13 protein-coding genes are annotated in these 15,566 nt (G+C 44.4%); 5 read left to right on the top strand and 8 right to left on the bottom strand.

Annotation, left to right across the window (positions count from 1 at the left end; all coding sequences use genetic code 11):
- Positions 1-16: 16 nt before the first annotated feature.
- Complete coding sequence (locus AC4MRV_RS13450) at positions 17-1,948, bottom strand: DNA internalization-related competence protein ComEC/Rec2 (protein WP_491187843.1); 1,932 nt, start codon at positions 1,946-1,948, stop codon at positions 17-19.
- A gap of 317 nt (positions 1,949-2,265) precedes the next feature.
- Here AC4MRV_RS13450 and AC4MRV_RS13445 point away from each other — a divergent pair, with 317 nt between their 5' ends.
- Complete coding sequence (locus AC4MRV_RS13445) at positions 2,266-2,796, top strand: DUF2062 domain-containing protein (protein WP_491187842.1); 531 nt, start codon at positions 2,266-2,268, stop codon at positions 2,794-2,796.
- Positions 2,797-2,902: 106 nt separating this feature from the next.
- Here AC4MRV_RS13445 and lolE read toward each other — a convergent pair whose 3' ends face one another.
- From lolE to lolC, 3 genes are read right to left on the bottom strand one after another with little or no spacing between them, the layout of a single operon-like run.
- Entirely contained in the window at positions 2,903-4,147 is a 1,245-nt protein-coding gene (gene lolE, locus AC4MRV_RS13440) for a lipoprotein-releasing ABC transporter permease subunit LolE (RefSeq protein ID WP_491187841.1), read from the bottom strand.
- 1 nt (position 4,148) lies between these two features.
- Positions 4,149-4,835, bottom strand: coding sequence for a lipoprotein-releasing ABC transporter ATP-binding protein LolD (gene lolD, locus AC4MRV_RS13435; RefSeq protein ID WP_491187840.1), 687 nt, complete (start codon positions 4,833-4,835; stop codon positions 4,149-4,151).
- A complete protein-coding gene (gene lolC / locus AC4MRV_RS13430; protein ID WP_491187839.1) occupies positions 4,828-6,036 on the bottom strand; it encodes a lipoprotein-releasing ABC transporter permease subunit LolC in 1,209 nt (402 codons plus the stop codon). The genes lolD and lolC overlap by 8 nt, the downstream gene beginning before the upstream one ends.
- Positions 6,037-6,201: 165 nt before the next feature.
- Here lolC and AC4MRV_RS13425 point away from each other — a divergent pair, with 165 nt between their 5' ends.
- The 4 genes from AC4MRV_RS13425 to AC4MRV_RS13410 all read left to right on the top strand — a co-directional run bounded on the left by AC4MRV_RS13425 (position 6,202) and on the right by AC4MRV_RS13410 (position 11,692).
- On the top strand, positions 6,202-6,768 hold the full coding sequence (locus tag AC4MRV_RS13425; protein WP_491187838.1) for a PilZ domain-containing protein: 567 nt from the start codon (positions 6,202-6,204) through the stop codon (positions 6,766-6,768).
- A gap of 10 nt (positions 6,769-6,778) precedes the next feature.
- Positions 6,779-10,240, top strand: a complete 3,462-nt coding sequence (gene mfd / locus AC4MRV_RS13420) for a transcription-repair coupling factor (protein WP_491187837.1) — start codon at positions 6,779-6,781, stop codon at positions 10,238-10,240.
- 53 nt (positions 10,241-10,293) lie between these two features.
- Positions 10,294-11,085: a peptidoglycan binding protein CsiV gene (locus tag AC4MRV_RS13415; RefSeq protein ID WP_491187836.1), complete on the top strand. Its 792-nt coding sequence runs from the start codon at positions 10,294-10,296 to the stop codon at positions 11,083-11,085.
- Positions 11,086-11,155: 70 nt separating this feature from the next.
- Entirely contained in the window at positions 11,156-11,692 is a 537-nt protein-coding gene (locus AC4MRV_RS13410) for a GNAT family N-acetyltransferase (RefSeq protein WP_491187835.1), read from the top strand.
- Positions 11,693-11,735: 43 nt separating this feature from the next.
- Here the strand turns inward: AC4MRV_RS13410 and AC4MRV_RS13405 are convergent, their stop codons facing one another.
- The 4 genes from AC4MRV_RS13405 to lpoB form a co-directional block, all read right to left on the bottom strand.
- Positions 11,736-13,025 carry an NAD(P)/FAD-dependent oxidoreductase gene (locus AC4MRV_RS13405; RefSeq protein ID WP_491187834.1) on the bottom strand — a complete coding sequence of 430 codons (1,290 nt, stop codon included), beginning with the start codon at positions 13,023-13,025 and terminating at the stop codon, positions 11,736-11,738.
- A gap of 404 nt (positions 13,026-13,429) precedes the next feature.
- Positions 13,430-13,972 carry an alpha/beta hydrolase YcfP gene (gene ycfP / locus AC4MRV_RS13400; protein WP_491187833.1) on the bottom strand — a complete coding sequence of 181 codons (543 nt, stop codon included), beginning with the start codon at positions 13,970-13,972 and terminating at the stop codon, positions 13,430-13,432.
- 100 nt (positions 13,973-14,072) lie between these two features.
- A complete protein-coding gene (locus AC4MRV_RS13395) occupies positions 14,073-14,927 on the bottom strand; it encodes a phosphotransferase (protein WP_491187832.1) in 855 nt (284 codons plus the stop codon).
- Between the two features lie 19 nt (positions 14,928-14,946).
- Complete coding sequence (lpoB, locus tag AC4MRV_RS13390; protein WP_491187831.1) at positions 14,947-15,537, bottom strand: penicillin-binding protein activator LpoB; 591 nt, start codon at positions 15,535-15,537, stop codon at positions 14,947-14,949.
- Positions 15,538-15,566 lie beyond the last annotated feature (29 nt).

Genomic DNA, 15,566 nt, shown 5'->3' with positions numbered 1-15,566 from the left:
TCTTACAATAATCTTCCTATTCTACTCCCTTGCGTAGCATCTGCCTATACCAAGCGGCACCTTTACTCACTCTTAGTTGCTCAATTTGGTAACCCTTAGGATAAAAGTTAATCACGATTTGCCCAGAGTTTCCGGTGTCCAGCCATTTGGAGCCTTTGGAGAGATAGCGATTAACTACATTTGGACTTGGTAAATTCCATCGACCTTGGTAGGCAGTAGAAGCAATTGCTAGTTCAGGTGAAACCGCGTCTACAAAGCGAGGGAGAGAGGAAGTGTTACTTCCATGGTGTGGAACGATTATAATATCAGAGTCTAACAAATCAGGATTGCGCACCAGTAACCACTCAGCAATCTTTTCGATATCACCCGGGAGCAAGATACTTTGTTTAGTTGCCATATGCGTCAATTTCAGTACACAAGAATGTGGGTTATAAGCGCGTTGAACAACTTGCGGTGGCCATAGAGCCTGAATTTGAATATCTCCCCATTGCCACAAAGAGCCTGACACACATTCAATACTGTTTTGTCTTGGCTGACTGGTAATCACTTTAGCTGGACTCCATTGGTTGACAATACTCTGCCACCCGCCGGCATGATCATTATCGAAATGACTAATCACAAGTGTATCAACCAACGAGACCCCTTTGTCTTTCAATAAAGGTCCGATTAACTGATTAGCGTAATTAGAGGTTTGCCAAGAAGCCCCAGTGTCGTAAATCAACACCTGATCTCCGTGAAAGATCACAACAGCGAGTCCGTGGCCAACATCCAAGACATTGATCTGCCACTGAGGTTTATCTTTCCAAGGGAGAAGATAAATGAAAAGCACTAGAGTTAAGGCGAAAACACCTCGGAGCGAGAGGAATATCGCCGCCATCGGCAATAAAATCACCATAGCCAATAATCGTAAGTGGGCTTCAGAAAGCGTAAACCAAGTATCTTCAGCCCATTGGCTCGCATTAACCACCAACGATAAGCTCACATCTAAACAATGCCACAACATGGATTGCTCGATTGGCAATAAGACAGATATCGCAGCGACGAAAGTCAATGGCATTACGACAAAACTAAACCAAGGAACAACCATCAGGTTATAGCCAACAGATGCAAAACTCACTCCACCAAACAATATGGCAATAGGGAGCGACATAGTTACGACAATGAATACTTGCAGTACAAATGTCGAAATCAATGGCATCGAGAAACGTAATCTCAAAGAAATAAACAACAAGATCATTCCGACGGCATACATTGAAAGCCACAAGCTCGGGGCAAGTACTGATGCAGGCCAAACTGTTAATAGAGCCACCAGTATAACTAGCCATTTCCCTAGTAAAGGAACATTGATACGTGTTATTAGCAACAAACACATAAGAATGCACATCAGTAGAGCTCGAAGAGTTGGAATCGAAAATCCTGCAAGGTATGCATAAGTTGAAGCTACGAGCACACCAACTACCAGAGGAGCATATCTTAATTGTGGTTTTAGAGACCCGGCAATTCGTCCTAAAAACCAACCCAACGAAAACATGATGCCGATATGTAAACCCGAGATAGCAATCAAGTGGCTAAGTCCACTGTATTGCATCTGCTCCAAAATCTTAGGTGATATATCATGCCTAACACCAAAGATTAGTGCTTTTATTAAACCGTGATGTTCAAACTCCTGGGTTTGCTTCGAAATAATGTTATACAAGTGTTCTCGATAAGAGCCAGTGTCGACCAAAAAGAAGGATGCCTCACTGCTAATAACCGCTCTTCCTATCACTCCCTGCGTATATGCATACATTTCACCATCGAACCCAACCTCATTAAGCAGACCAATAATAGGCTTTATCGAGACCTCTGACGTTATGGTTTGGCCTAAAGTTAATGGTATCGGGGACCTAAGCCATACCGTCGGCCGTTCATAGACGCCTAGTTTTTGTCCATTGATTGATCTAATCACTACTCTGCCTTGAAAGCCGTGACTTATTTGCTTAAAAAAGCTGTCAACCTCCGCATTTATGGTAATATCCGAACCTGCTTTAAAAAGCTCAATGGTTTGGTGGCGAAGAAGATTTCCGTGTGCCAGTATCACTAAACACGCGAGAGACGCCCCTAGTAAGCAATGAAACTTTTTCACTCTTACTGATAATACAAGAAGCCCTATACAGGGTAATAACCAATACCATTGCGGCATCTTCAGCCATAAAGTGCTAGAGAAGATAACCAAACAGTACGAAGCAAGCGTCCAGTAATTTAAGTAGAGAGTCATAGTTACCTATGCCAAGAAAGTTTATTAAGCGCTTTATGCCAGACCATGAAGTAATCAAGCGCCAAAAGGCGTTACGAATCTTTGGCAACGTGCTTTATAACCCAAACCTTTGGTGTCTAAACCGTCGTTCAGCAGCTGGAGCATTTGCCGTTGGGCTTTTTATGGCTTTCGTACCTCTTCCAAGCCAAATGATCATGTCCGCCGGACTTGCTATCGTCTGTGGCGTGAACTTACCTCTCTCAGTAGCCTTAGTGTGGGTCAGTAACCCGATCACCATGCCAGTTTTGTTCTACTTTGCTTACAAAGTAGGAGCATGGGCCATGCATGTGCCACCCCAGCCGTTTCATTTTGAATTGTCATGGGAATTTATTCTTCACCAAATGAACACTATTGGACCACCGTTCCTTCTGGGCTGCTTAATCTGTGGGGTTTTATCAGCCATTATCGGTTTCTTCGGTATAAAAGCGCTTTGGCGTTACTCTGTAGTGAGAAGTTGGCAAAAACGAAAAATCAGATTAGGCGGGTTACTGAAGAAGTAAAAGTAACAAGTAAACACTTTGCTACCTTCTAAACTGCAATTTGTAACTGATATGAAAGACACATATGAAAAAGGACCTGACAGGTCCTTTTTCATTTTATTCAGTTCTACTTTGAGCTAAGTACCGAAGCAGGATTTAATTTGCTGGCCCTAGATGCCGGATACCAAGTTGCTAACAAGCTGAGCACGATTGCCGTTGTCGATACAAGCAGCACATCTGTCAGTTCAACTTGAGACGGAAGGAAGTCAACAAAATAAATGTCACCCGATAAAAACTGATGGCCGATTGCAGTTTCGAGGCTTTTTATGAGCCCTGTTAAGTTCAGTGCCACCAGCACACCAATAACACTTCCGACAATACTGCCTAGCACACCAGAGAAAACGCCTTGCCATACGAAGATGCGTTTGACCAAGCCATCGCTTGCTCCCATTGTGCGTAATATCGCAATCTCAGACGCTCGATCTTTTACTGCCATCATTAAAGTGGAAACAATATTAAAGCTGGCAACACCAATGACAAGAACCATTACCAAGTACATAATCGTACGGACTAGTTGAATATCGCGATAAAGAAAGCCGTACTTTTGCTGCCAACTGCGAAGGTAAACATACACATCTAAGGTGTTACCTACCTCACGAACAATCTGAGTCGCATTAAGTACATCATCCACTTTAAGGGCAACACCCGACACTCCATTGCCAAGTTTTGCGTACAGTTGGGCATCTTCTAATGGCACTAAAGCAAGATTATGATCAATTTGTCCATTCAGTTTCAATAAACCGACAACTTGTACTCTTACACGTTTTGGTGCTTGAACTTTGGATGTTACGCCAGAACTTGGAATCATGAGAGTAAGAAAGTCTCCGACTTCCACCTTCAGCAAGTTAGCCACCCCCTGCCCTAAAATGACCTGTTTTTCACCGGGAACAAATTTTTGCCAGACAGTATCATCAATATAATGACTTAAGTTTGAGACTTTTGACTCCAACCCAGGTTCAATACCACGCACCTCAATAGCTTTTAATTGCTGCCCTTTTTCTGCCAACGCCGTTAACTTAACAAACGGAGCTGCTGCTTCAATTTTAGGATGCTGCTCAGCCTGAGAAATCACCGATTGCCACTCTTGGATTGGTCCTCGTACACCTTCAAATTCACCGTGAGAAATCACAGATAGCACACGGTCTTTTAGCTCACGTTCAAATCCATTCATCGCAGATAAACCAATGATGATGACAGCAACGCCTACTGTGATACCAATGGTTGAAGACAAGGAGATAAATGACACCATTTTGTTACGCTGTTTCGCGCGACTAAAACGGCCACCAATAAACAATGATAAAGAAGAAAACAAACTATGCCTCCTCTACATTGAGTAGCAAACCATCTTGCATATGCAGTTGGCGATCCATCTTACTTGCCAACTCACCGTCGTGGGTCACTACTAAAAAGGCAGTGCCTGACTCTTGATTCAGCTCACGCATCAAATCGTATATCGACAATGCTGTTTTGTGGTCGAGGTTACCAGTTGGTTCATCGGCTAGTACAAGGTCAGGACTATTGACAAGCGCTCGTGCAATTGCAACACGTTGGCGCTCACCACCAGACAATTCAGCAGGACGGTGATCAATACGGTGGCTCAAACCCACTTTATCGAGTAGAGCATTCGCCTTGGCTTTGGCTTCACTCGTTTGCATGCCGCCAATCAGAAGAGGCATTGCAACGTTTTCTAGTGCGCTAAAGTCCGCAAGTAAATGGTGAAACTGATAAACAAAGCCCAAATGTTGATTACGCAACTTTGCTTGTTTATTTGAGCTTAATTGCGCCAAATCTTGCCCTAGGAAAGTGACATGACCTTCTGTCGCGTCATCTAACGCCCCCAGAATATGCAGTAATGTACTCTTACCTGAACCAGAAGATCCGATAATCGAAGCGAGCTCGCCTTTTTTAAGCTCAAAGCTGACGCCTTTTAGCACTTGAGTATCTAACGTTCCTTCTCGGTACGTTTTGCAAATGTTGTGACACTGAAGAAGGTTACTCATATCTCAAAGCCTCGGCCGGTTTTACTGAAGACGCACGGTAAGAAGGGAACAATGTCGCCAGTAGGCTCAGTGCGATTGCCAACACAACAACAACGACAATTTGTAGTGGATTAATTAAAACAGGTAGCTCGCCACCAACCGAGAACAATGCGATGCCCGCACTTTCCAAAATCCCGTTAAGGTTACTGGCTAATAACACGCCCAAGCCTCCACCAATCACTGCACCAAGCACGCCACTGCTGGCACCTTGAACCATAAAGATGGCTAAGATCTGATTATCTGACATACCTTGAGTTTTTAAGATCGCAACTTCCGATTGCTTCTCCATAACGACCATAATAAGAGCAGAAATGATGTTGAATGCTGCAACGCCAACAATCAAACCGAGCATCAAGCCCATCATATTTTTTTCCATTCTCACCGCTTGGAAAAGCTCGCCACGCTGCTCACGCCAGTCCTGCCATTGCCAACCCTCCGGTAAAGGTTGTTGACTCAGTTCAGAAACGACAAAAGGGTCTTGGAAAAATAATCGCCACCCGGTCATAGTGTCACTTTTCATTCGGTTGAGCCTTGCAGCATCATCAATGTGGGTCAGCATCAACTGCCCATCTACATCGGAGCCCGTGTTATAAATGCCAGCGACAGTAAACATTCGTTGGCTTGGTATACGTCCAAGCGGGGTAAATTGACTTGCACTGGTCACCATTAAACGAACTTTATCTCCTAATGAAACATCCATAGCTCGCGCTAGTGTATGACCAATAAAGAGCTGATATTTGCCCGCTTCCATTGCAGAAAGCCTACCCGCGATCAGGTGCTCTTCAATTGGGTCATGATCACTGGGCTTAATACCAATAAGAAGCCCCGCACTCAATTGTGATGCACTCTGAATGACCGCTTCACTTTGCACAATCGGCTCTGGGTGAGCAGCCGTTGATAGTTGTGTAACAAATTCTGGCGCAATTTCCTGGCGGGATGTCTTGCCATCAACCTCAGAAACAATCGCTTGAGGTAAGACACCAAGAATGCGACCTTTGAGCTGAGCTTCAAAGCCGTTCATTACAGAAAGTACCGTAACCAGCGACATCACACCGATCGTGATCCCCGCTGTCGACATATAAGAGACAAATCGACTAAATCTATCTCCGGAGCGCCCTCGCAAGTAGCGCAAGCCTATAAAGGCCGAAACCGGATGAAACATAAAATAAACCAATAATGTTTGATAGCAGGTAATGTACCGATTTATCACCTTTGGTTGTAGCCCTTAATTGCTAATTAGTCGTCAAAATATGTGATAAACAATGACATACCTTGATTAGTTGCGATGTATGGCGATAATCAAGGTGTTAGTTAAAGGAAACTCAGAATGCCTGATCAAGAATATTTCACCGTCCATCATAGAATGACGGTTAACGTAGAGCCATTAGCGCGTGAGCTCACTCTACCAAGCCATGAACAGTTCGAAAGTGAAATCCCTGCCCCATTTTTGGTGGCGAGTGAATTTAGTCAGCTCGACTTGTTAAATGACAGTGCTCGCTCTGAGTTAAATAACAGCGACTTTAAACACGTTATAGAACTCCTTGATACACAAAACTCTAAGCTCAATCTACTGCTAACATTCATGCTGTCTCAACAAGACAACGAAGTATACCGCCATCAAACTGTTTCCTTTGGTGCTAGTCTATTTCGTTACCTTGCACCTAAGCCTTTAGCAGAGGATCAATTGGTTAGAGCAAAGCTATTCCTCGATCATCCCGCGGCTGCAATATACAGCTACGGGCACGTCGTAGAGTGTGAGCCTCAAGATAACCAATATCTAATCACCATTAAATACGATCTACTACGCGATTTAGATGAAGACCTATTGATCAAAGCAGCACTCTATCAACAACAAAAAATGCTGCGTCAGCGCTCCCTAAATCGAGATAAATAAATTTACCACTATGTCTGATACCACTCTTTTTCATCTGGCTAACGCTACCGGAGCCGGAGACAAAAAACACGTCGGTAATTTGCGAGGCGCTAGCTTAGCGATTGCAATTGCTGAGCTAGCTAACCAGCATCCTAGTCACACTCTTTTAGCTGTACCTGACCCACAAACGGCCTTGAAGCTGTTGCAGGAAATCGAACAGTTTACAAGCCAAGAAGTTGCGCTTTTCCCGGATTGGGAAACGTTGCCTTACGACAACTTTTCCCCGCATCAAGAAATAATTTCAGATCGCATTGCTCGCTTGTATCAACTGCCGACACAAACTCGCGGTATTACTATCGTTCCCGTGAGCACTTTACTGCAAAGGCAATCTCCCCGAGAATACTTGATGCAGCATACATTGATGGTCAAAGTCGGCGATCTATTCTCACTTGAGAAGCTTCGTATACAACTGGAAAAATCCGGCTACCGCAACGTCGACCAAGTGTTTGGGCCAGGAGAATATGCTAGTCGAGGTTCGATTTTGGATCTCTTCCCTATGGGTTCTAGTGATCCTTTCCGCATTGATTTTTTCGATGATGAAATCGACACCATTCGCACCTTTGACCCTGAAAACCAACGTTCCATTGATGACGTCAAAGAGATTCGCTTACTACCAGCACACGAGTTTCCAACTACAGAGAGCGCAATAGAAGATTTTCGCATCCGCTGGCGTCAGCGTTTTGAAGCGAGACGCGAGCCTGAATCTGTTTACATGCAAGTGTCAAAAGGCACTTGGCCGGCCGGCATTGAATATTGGCAACCTCTATTCTTCGAACAAACGGAAAATCTATTCGATTACATTACGGACGATAGTCAACTCATCACAGTGGGCGATATTGAATCGGCAATCGACACTTTCCTCGCGGACGTCGACTATCGTTACGATCAAAGAAAAGTTGACCCGCTGCGTCCACTCCTTCCACCAGAAGAGCTCTGGTTAAAGAAAGACGAGCTGTTTAGCCAGTTTAAACAGTTGCCTCATTTATTACTTTCAACGGATGCAATTGTTGAAAAACAAGGGCGAGTTAACCCAAACATTCAGCCTTTACCCGATCTTGCCGTTCAGCACCAAAACAAAGAGCCGATGGCTTCTCTGCGTCATTTCAGTGAAAATTACTCTGGGAAAATCGTCTTTTCCGTAGAATCAGAAGGTCGCCGTGAAGCTTTACTCGAACTGCTTCAACGTATCAAGCTGCGTCCTATAGAAAGCCCGAGCTTTTGTGAAGCCATTTCAGGTAATGACAAGTTTTCATTGGTACTAGGTGCGGCAGAACATGGTTTCCTTTATGGCGACGAGCAAATCGCGCTAATTTGTGAAAGTGATCTGTTAGGCGACCGCGTGATTCAGCGTCGTCGTAAAGATCGCAAAACCACTAATAGTGACGCCGTCATTCGAAACCTTGCAGAACTGAAACCTGGACAACCCGTTGTTCATATCGACCACGGTATTGGTCGCTATATTGGCCTGCAAACGCTTGAAGCAGGTGGCATGACCACGGAATACGTAACGCTTGAATATCAAAACGATGCAAAGCTCTATGTACCCGTTGCATCACTCAACTTGATAAGCCGCTACTCTGGTGGCGCTGAAGAAAGTGCACCGCTACATAAACTAGGTGGCGAAGCTTGGGCGAAAGCGCGCCGTAAAGCGGCAGAAAAAGTGCGTGATGTCGCAGCAGAATTGCTCGATGTGTACGCAAAACGCGAGCTCAAACCTGGCTACAAGTTTGCACTCGATAGAGGCCAATATGCCACGTTCAAAGCGGGGTTCCCATTTGAAGAGACTGACGATCAGAAAATAGCGATTAACGCCGTTATGTCTGACATGTGTCAAGCAAAAGCCATGGATCGCTTAGTGTGTGGTGATGTTGGCTTTGGTAAAACCGAAGTCGCGATGCGTGCAGCCTTCCTTGCAACAGACAATGGTAAGCAAGTTGCGGTACTCGTGCCAACGACACTCCTGGCCCAACAGCACTTCGAGAACTTCCGTGATCGATTTGCAAACCTACCCATCCGAGTCGAAGTATTGTCTCGATTCAAAACCGCGAAAGAGCAAAAGCAAGTTCTACAGGATATTGAAGAAGGCAAGGTCGACCTAGTAGTGGGAACTCACAAGCTGCTTTCTAACGACATTAAGTTTAAAGATCTAGGTCTTTTAATCGTCGATGAGGAGCACCGTTTCGGTGTTCGTCAGAAAGAAAAGATGAAGGCTATGCGCGCCGATGTGGATATTCTCACATTAACTGCAACGCCAATTCCTCGAACACTAAACATGGCGATGAGTGGTATGCGAGACCTATCTATCATCGCAACCCCACCAGCTCGACGTCTTGCAATAAAAACATTCGTGCGACAAAACGATGATGCCGTTGTCCGAGAGGCAGTTCTACGCGAAATTATGCGTGGTGGTCAGGTATACTTCCTGCACAATCAGGTCGAAACCATTGAAAAAGTGGCCGCTGATCTAGAAAAGTTGATCCCAGAAGCTCGAGTGACGGTCGCTCATGGTCAAATGCGCGAGCGTGAACTTGAACGCATCATGAATGACTTTTATCACCAGCGTTTCAATTTACTGGTATGTACCACTATTATTGAAACGGGTATCGACGTCCCAACCGCCAACACTATCATCATGGATCGGGCAGACAACCTAGGCTTAGCTCAACTGCACCAGCTGCGTGGCCGCGTTGGTCGTTCACATCACCAAGCGTACGCATATTTGCTGACGCCTCATCCCAAAGCGATGACCAAAGACGCCATTAAGAGACTTGATGCTATCGCATCACTAGAAGACCTTGGGGCTGGCTTTACACTTGCCACCCACGATCTAGAAATCCGCGGCGCGGGTGAGTTACTTGGCGATGAACAGAGTGGTCAAATTCAATCGATTGGTTTTACTCTTTATATGGAAATGTTGGAGCAAGCGGTTGAAGCGTTGAAAGAAGGAAAAGAGCCGTCACTTGATGACCTACTTCGTGAACAAACAGAAGTGGAAATGCGTTTGCCCGCTCTTCTTCCTGACGATTATATCCCAGACATTAATACACGCCTTTCTATGTATAAGCAGATCGCGAGTGTGCAAGATAAACAAGAACTTGATGATCTTAAAGTAGAGCTGATTGATCGCTTTGGTTTATTGCCAGACGCCACGAAAAATCTGCTCTCCGTGGCTGAACTAAAACTCATTGCAGCTGAACTCAAAGTGAAGAAAATAGAAGCCCATGACAAGGGTGGCTACATCGAGTTCTATCCTGATGCTGACATTAACCCTATGTATTTGGTTAAACTATTGCAATCTCAGCCTCAAAAATTTGCCATGGAAGGGCCCACTAAGTTTAAGTTTACGGTACCATTAGTGGATAGACGCAAGAGAATCCAATTTGTCGGTGATATGTTGGGTGAATTCCAGCAAAACCTTTTACCCAAAGCCTAGTAGTAAGGCTGATTAATTTTTCCGCGGTGAGTACACCGAATTATGGAGTTGTAATGAAAAAGCTGATTCCACTGTTACTCTTTTTTGTTGCTTTGCCATCATGGGCACAGCGACAATTTGACATTGAAGTGGTCGTTTTCAAACGTTCTGTTAACCCAGAGCAAACTGCAGAATCTTGGCCAAATAACCAACCGGCCATTTCACTGGACGGTACAGGAACCTTTTCCGATACAAGTTTCCGAGCACGTAAAGGCGTTCAGATGCTGCCTTACTCTTCGTACAAGCTAAATAGTGAAGTCACTAAGCTAAAAAAACATGCAGGCTTTGAAGTATTGATGCACAAAGCTTGGAGGCAGGGAGACCGAGGCCGTCTATCTGCGCCTACCTTCCATATCCAAGCAGGTAGAGACTACTCTAACGTTTTCAATAGTGATGGAAGCAAGAAGGGGTCAAACCTCGAGAAAGAGGTACTTGAGGGCGTAACTGAAACAAGTATTCCTAAACCGCTCTACGAACTGGATGGTAAATTACAAATTTATGTTGAACATTATCTATATGCAGATGTTGAGCTAGACTTGAAATCGCCAAGTGTTCGTGAAGTCGTCCTTCAAGCGCCGATAAGCATTGATACCATCGAGGATACAGGTGTGACAGCGCAAAATGACTCGGCAGGAGACAGTGTCGTCGAGGCTGGTTTTATGGAGCAGGTATCGCCTACTATTGAGAAGCAGGAGTTTTTAAAGAGCTACCGCCTAGACCAAAAACGACGTATGCGAAGCTCAGAGACTCATTACCTTGACCACCCGTTAATGGGCATCATTGTACAGGTTCGCCGAGTCAACTAATCGCCTCAGCGCTAGACCTTAAATATTTGAAGCAGCCCGACAGGGCTGTTTTTCTTTATGGATGGATAACATGACTCCAGATTACTGTATTATCACTCCACGACTCGAACTTAAGCTAATCCCAAGTGAAGATGCACAAGTTCTCCAGCGCAGTATCGTACAGTCCCCTAGCCTACATAAATGGATAGACTGGTGTGAGCCTCACTTTTCTCTAGAGCAGGCTGAAAAGTTTCTTTTGGCGACACGCCTCAATTGGGTCAAATCTGAAGCGTACGGCTTTGGTATATACCGACGAGGTGATAACTGCCTAATGGGTATGGTAGCGATAAACGAGCTTTACCATACTTTCAACATGGTCAGTTTAGGGTATTGGATTAGTGATAAATTTCAGCGAAATGGGTATGCACGAGAAGCTTTAAATGGGCTAATCACATTCTGTTTTGAGCAATTGAAAGTCACCCGAATTGAAATTGTTTGTGACCCTGACAATCGACCAAGCCAGGAACTCGCGTTAGCTTGTGGAGCAATATTTGAGACCAGAGCACGAAACCGGTATCTGTTCGCAGGCAAACCCAAAGAAGGACTCGTCTATTCGGTCGTACCATAAAAAAGAGCGCCGATTAGGCGCTCTTTTTGTATCCACTTTCTTCTTAGTGCAGCTTCAAGTTTGGACGAAGTACTCGGTTGATACGTCCCATCAAGATGATAAGACCTGTCTTAAACATACCGTGTAACGCCATTTGATGCAGGCGATAAAGTGAAATATACACCACTCGTGCAATTCGACCTTCAACCATCATTGAGCCTTTCGTTAGGTTCCCCATTAAACTGCCCACCGTTGAGAAGCGGCTAAGTGATACTAATGAGCCTTTGTCTTTATATACGTAGGCTTTCAAGTCACGGCCATTTAACTTAGCAACAATATTAGAGAAAGCACAGCTTGCCATCTGATGAGCAGCTTGAGCACGTGGAGGAACAAAAGATCCATCCGCTTGAGTGCATTGCGCAAGGTCACCAATAACAAAGATATTGTCATCACGAGTGGTTTGTAGCGTGTCTTTCACAACTAACTGATTGATACGGTTGGTCTCAAGCCCTGCAATATCTTTAATGAAGTCAGGTGCTTTAATCCCTGCCGCCCACACCATAATTTGTGCTGGGATCTTCTCACCATCTTTCGTCGTCAAGCCATCTTTGTCAGCTTGAGTCACCATAGTTGCGGTACGGACATTTACACCAAGTTTAGTTAACTCTTGATGTGCTGCGCTTGAGATACGAGGTGGCAACGCTGGAAGAATTCGCTCACCTGCTTCAACTAAGTTTACATTTAACTTACTTGAATCTAAGTCCCCAAAGCCGTATGTACGAAGCTCTTTAACTGCATTATGAAGCTCAGCGGATAGCTCGACACCAGTAGCACCGGCACCTACGATTGCAATATCAACAGTCCCGTTACCATTTTTCGCATGCAGCTTTAAGAACTCATTGTTCATCTCAGTACGAAAACGGTGCGCTTGCTCTGGGCTATCAAGGAAAATACAGTTATCACGAACACCTGGGGTGTTAAAGTCGTTTGAGGTTGAACCGATCGCCATGACTAGAAGGTCATATTCAAGTTCGCGACTTGGCATGAGCAGTTCGCCATTGTCATCTTTTAGCTCACGCAATGTTATCGTTTTGCGTTCACGATCGATGTCTTCAAGGCTACCCATTTGGAAATCAAAGTGGTGGTTTTTAGCATGCGCGCGGTAACTAAGAGCATCTACGCCTTCATCTAGCGATCCAGTTGCTACTTCGTGCAATAAAGGCTTCCAAAGGTGGCTCGCTTTACGGTCCACCAGCGTTACTTTAGCTCTGCCTTTGCGGCCCAGCGTACGGCCCAATTTAGTCGCAAGCTCCAAACCGCCTGCTCCGCCGCCTACAACGATAATTCGTGTCACAGCTACATTCCTCAAAAAAGTAAAATAATATGTGTCGGCATAAAGGCTTATACCGAGTAAATTCTGTTCTTTTTGGGGCCAATTGCTGAGTTATCCCAGTCTTACATCTCGGGGCCCGTAGAGGCTTCGTATTTATACGACACGCTAATTGGATAAAAGAGTCTGATGACTCAAAACGGCTCGATAACATCCGCCGCATTCTTTGGGTAAGTTTTTCACTTACTCTCAATTTTTTTTGATATTTATCAAATAATTTGTAGTAAAGCCATTATATAGGCCAAAATTCGCTTCGCAACTAAAGATTGCGTTTATACCACCTGAATTTGTAAGGAATAGAATCAATTGAACAATAAAAAAGCGACAGGGAGTACCTGTCGCTTTTTAGCCATTCTATTGAAGAGTTTCTAATTAGCTTCTTTAAACGCTTTCATTGTTTGTAAATGCTGAGAAATCTTCTTAAATTTGTGAGTCTGAGTCTCATCCCAAATAATGTCGTAGTAGTCTTCAAGCTCAGCCGCGGTTTTAGAGTTATCGTGGATTTCATCTTCCTTCGACAACACTACTAGGCAACGTGAGTTGTTTTTCATACGAAACTTTTCGACGCACTTGGTTGCAATGTCTTCGTATTCTTCTGGACGATCAATACGCCCTTGCATATTCACTTCTGGGTGTAAATTGGGATTGAATATAACCTGTTTAATACCACACAAAAAACCAATGCGTTCCGACCAGTATCCCCCTAACCCTACACCGCAAATGATCGGATGTGGGTCATCCGATTGCTCGATGACCTTATGTACTTCTTTCAACAAATGCTGCATATCGTGTTTCGGATGCAATGTACTGTAATTAATGAAACGCACATCTTCATCGATAAACTGCAGTTGCAGTACCTTTTCGTGGTTACCCGGACTCGTCGAGTCGAAACCATGTAAATAGATAATCATTATACTTCCCCCGCTCCTTGTCGCTTAAATCTACCATGAAAACTAGGGTTTAAAAGTACGCAAACTGAGATTAAATAAGCGGAACAACTAAACAGTGATCTTAACTGCAAAAAGTACTGCGTATTTTTTGCGCTTGGGTTAAATATTGTTCATCTCCCCAAAGCTGATAGGCCAATAGGTACCACAGCATCGCCATCATAGTCGCACGAGGCTTCCAAGCGAGCACACCTTCGACCCAATCATCGACGCCTTCAATTTCACGTAATTGACAATAACGATAGATGGTTTCTAGAGGTTTTGCATCCATCACATCGATACTTAGCGTAAGATCTAATCGCGGGTCAGCAATGGCTGCATACTCCCAATCAATAACTTTATTTCCATCAGCTGTATGCACCATGTTGTAGCCCGCAAGATCAAAGTGACACAGCGTTGATCCCACGTCTGCGAGACTTGGAGCGTTACGCCATTGCTGATACACATCATGGTATTGTTGCGTCTTAAACTCTTCACGTAGCAGCATCCAATAATGGTCAACTCGAGCGGTGAAGTTAAAAGGAGCGACGGGAATTCGCGCAGTATCTAACTCGTGAATCTTAGCCATAGTTTTAAGAAGTGAGTCGACATCAAGTTGATCAGTCAGAGAACTTCCTTCAATCCAATCCACTAGTAGCCCTTGATCATTAATATGAACGGCACTTGGCGCCAGATGGGAACCTTCGATTGCACTTAGGATCTGGTATTCTTGAAAACGAGAGATAGAGAAAGCTTTGGTAATGGTGGTATTCGGCCGCCACACATAAGCAGCACCGTCCGCTGCGACAACTTTCCAGCAACGGTTAGTCAAGCCTCCAGTCAATGTTTGAGCATAATCTGGAGGCAAGTCAAAGAAGTGATCTAGGCTAAGTAATGATGAATCTAACTGACATGCTTCTTGCCAAGACATCCTTGCCATAAATCACCTCATATTCTAGTTAAAAGCCTAATAGGCTCTTAGATTCTTGCTTACGAATCTCTGTTTCATCGGCCCATTCAATTAAGCCGGTTTCTAGGTCCATTAAACGCATCGTCATCTTGTAGTAGACGTCTTTGTCGCTACCCGCATTTTTTGCAATGCTTGAGAGATTGCCATACAGCATGTACTGAGCACCTACCATTTTACCAAACTGAATCGCTGTACTTTGATTCACCAACTCATCATTATTTTGGAAGTTAAGTTGCTCACGTACTGATTCAACACGGTCCATATCAACAAAACGGAACTTACCCGAGTTCAACATCTTAGTGCTAATACTGTCTGTGATCGACTCAGTATCAATATGCTCACTGGTTTTGTTTTTGATTCGTTCTACAAAAACAATTGGACGAGCGTCACGTGTAATTGCAGCTACCGAACCAGACATCATCATGCTGTCGACCATTTCTCCAGCGATCTTTTGTAGGTCCGTCGAACCAAAATCGATGGTTGTCGTTTCAACGGCCTGCGCATCACCGTAACTTACTTTGTTAGAACAACCGCCCAGGATGACAGCTAAGCCAAGCAATGCGATAACACTTTTTTTCATTCTTGGTTCCTCAAATTTCCTTGAAGTTT

Source organism: Vibrio sp. (assembly GCF_984391705.1).
The sequence above is the reverse complement of the archived record's forward strand: the minus strand, read 5'-3'. Positions and strand labels throughout refer to the sequence as shown.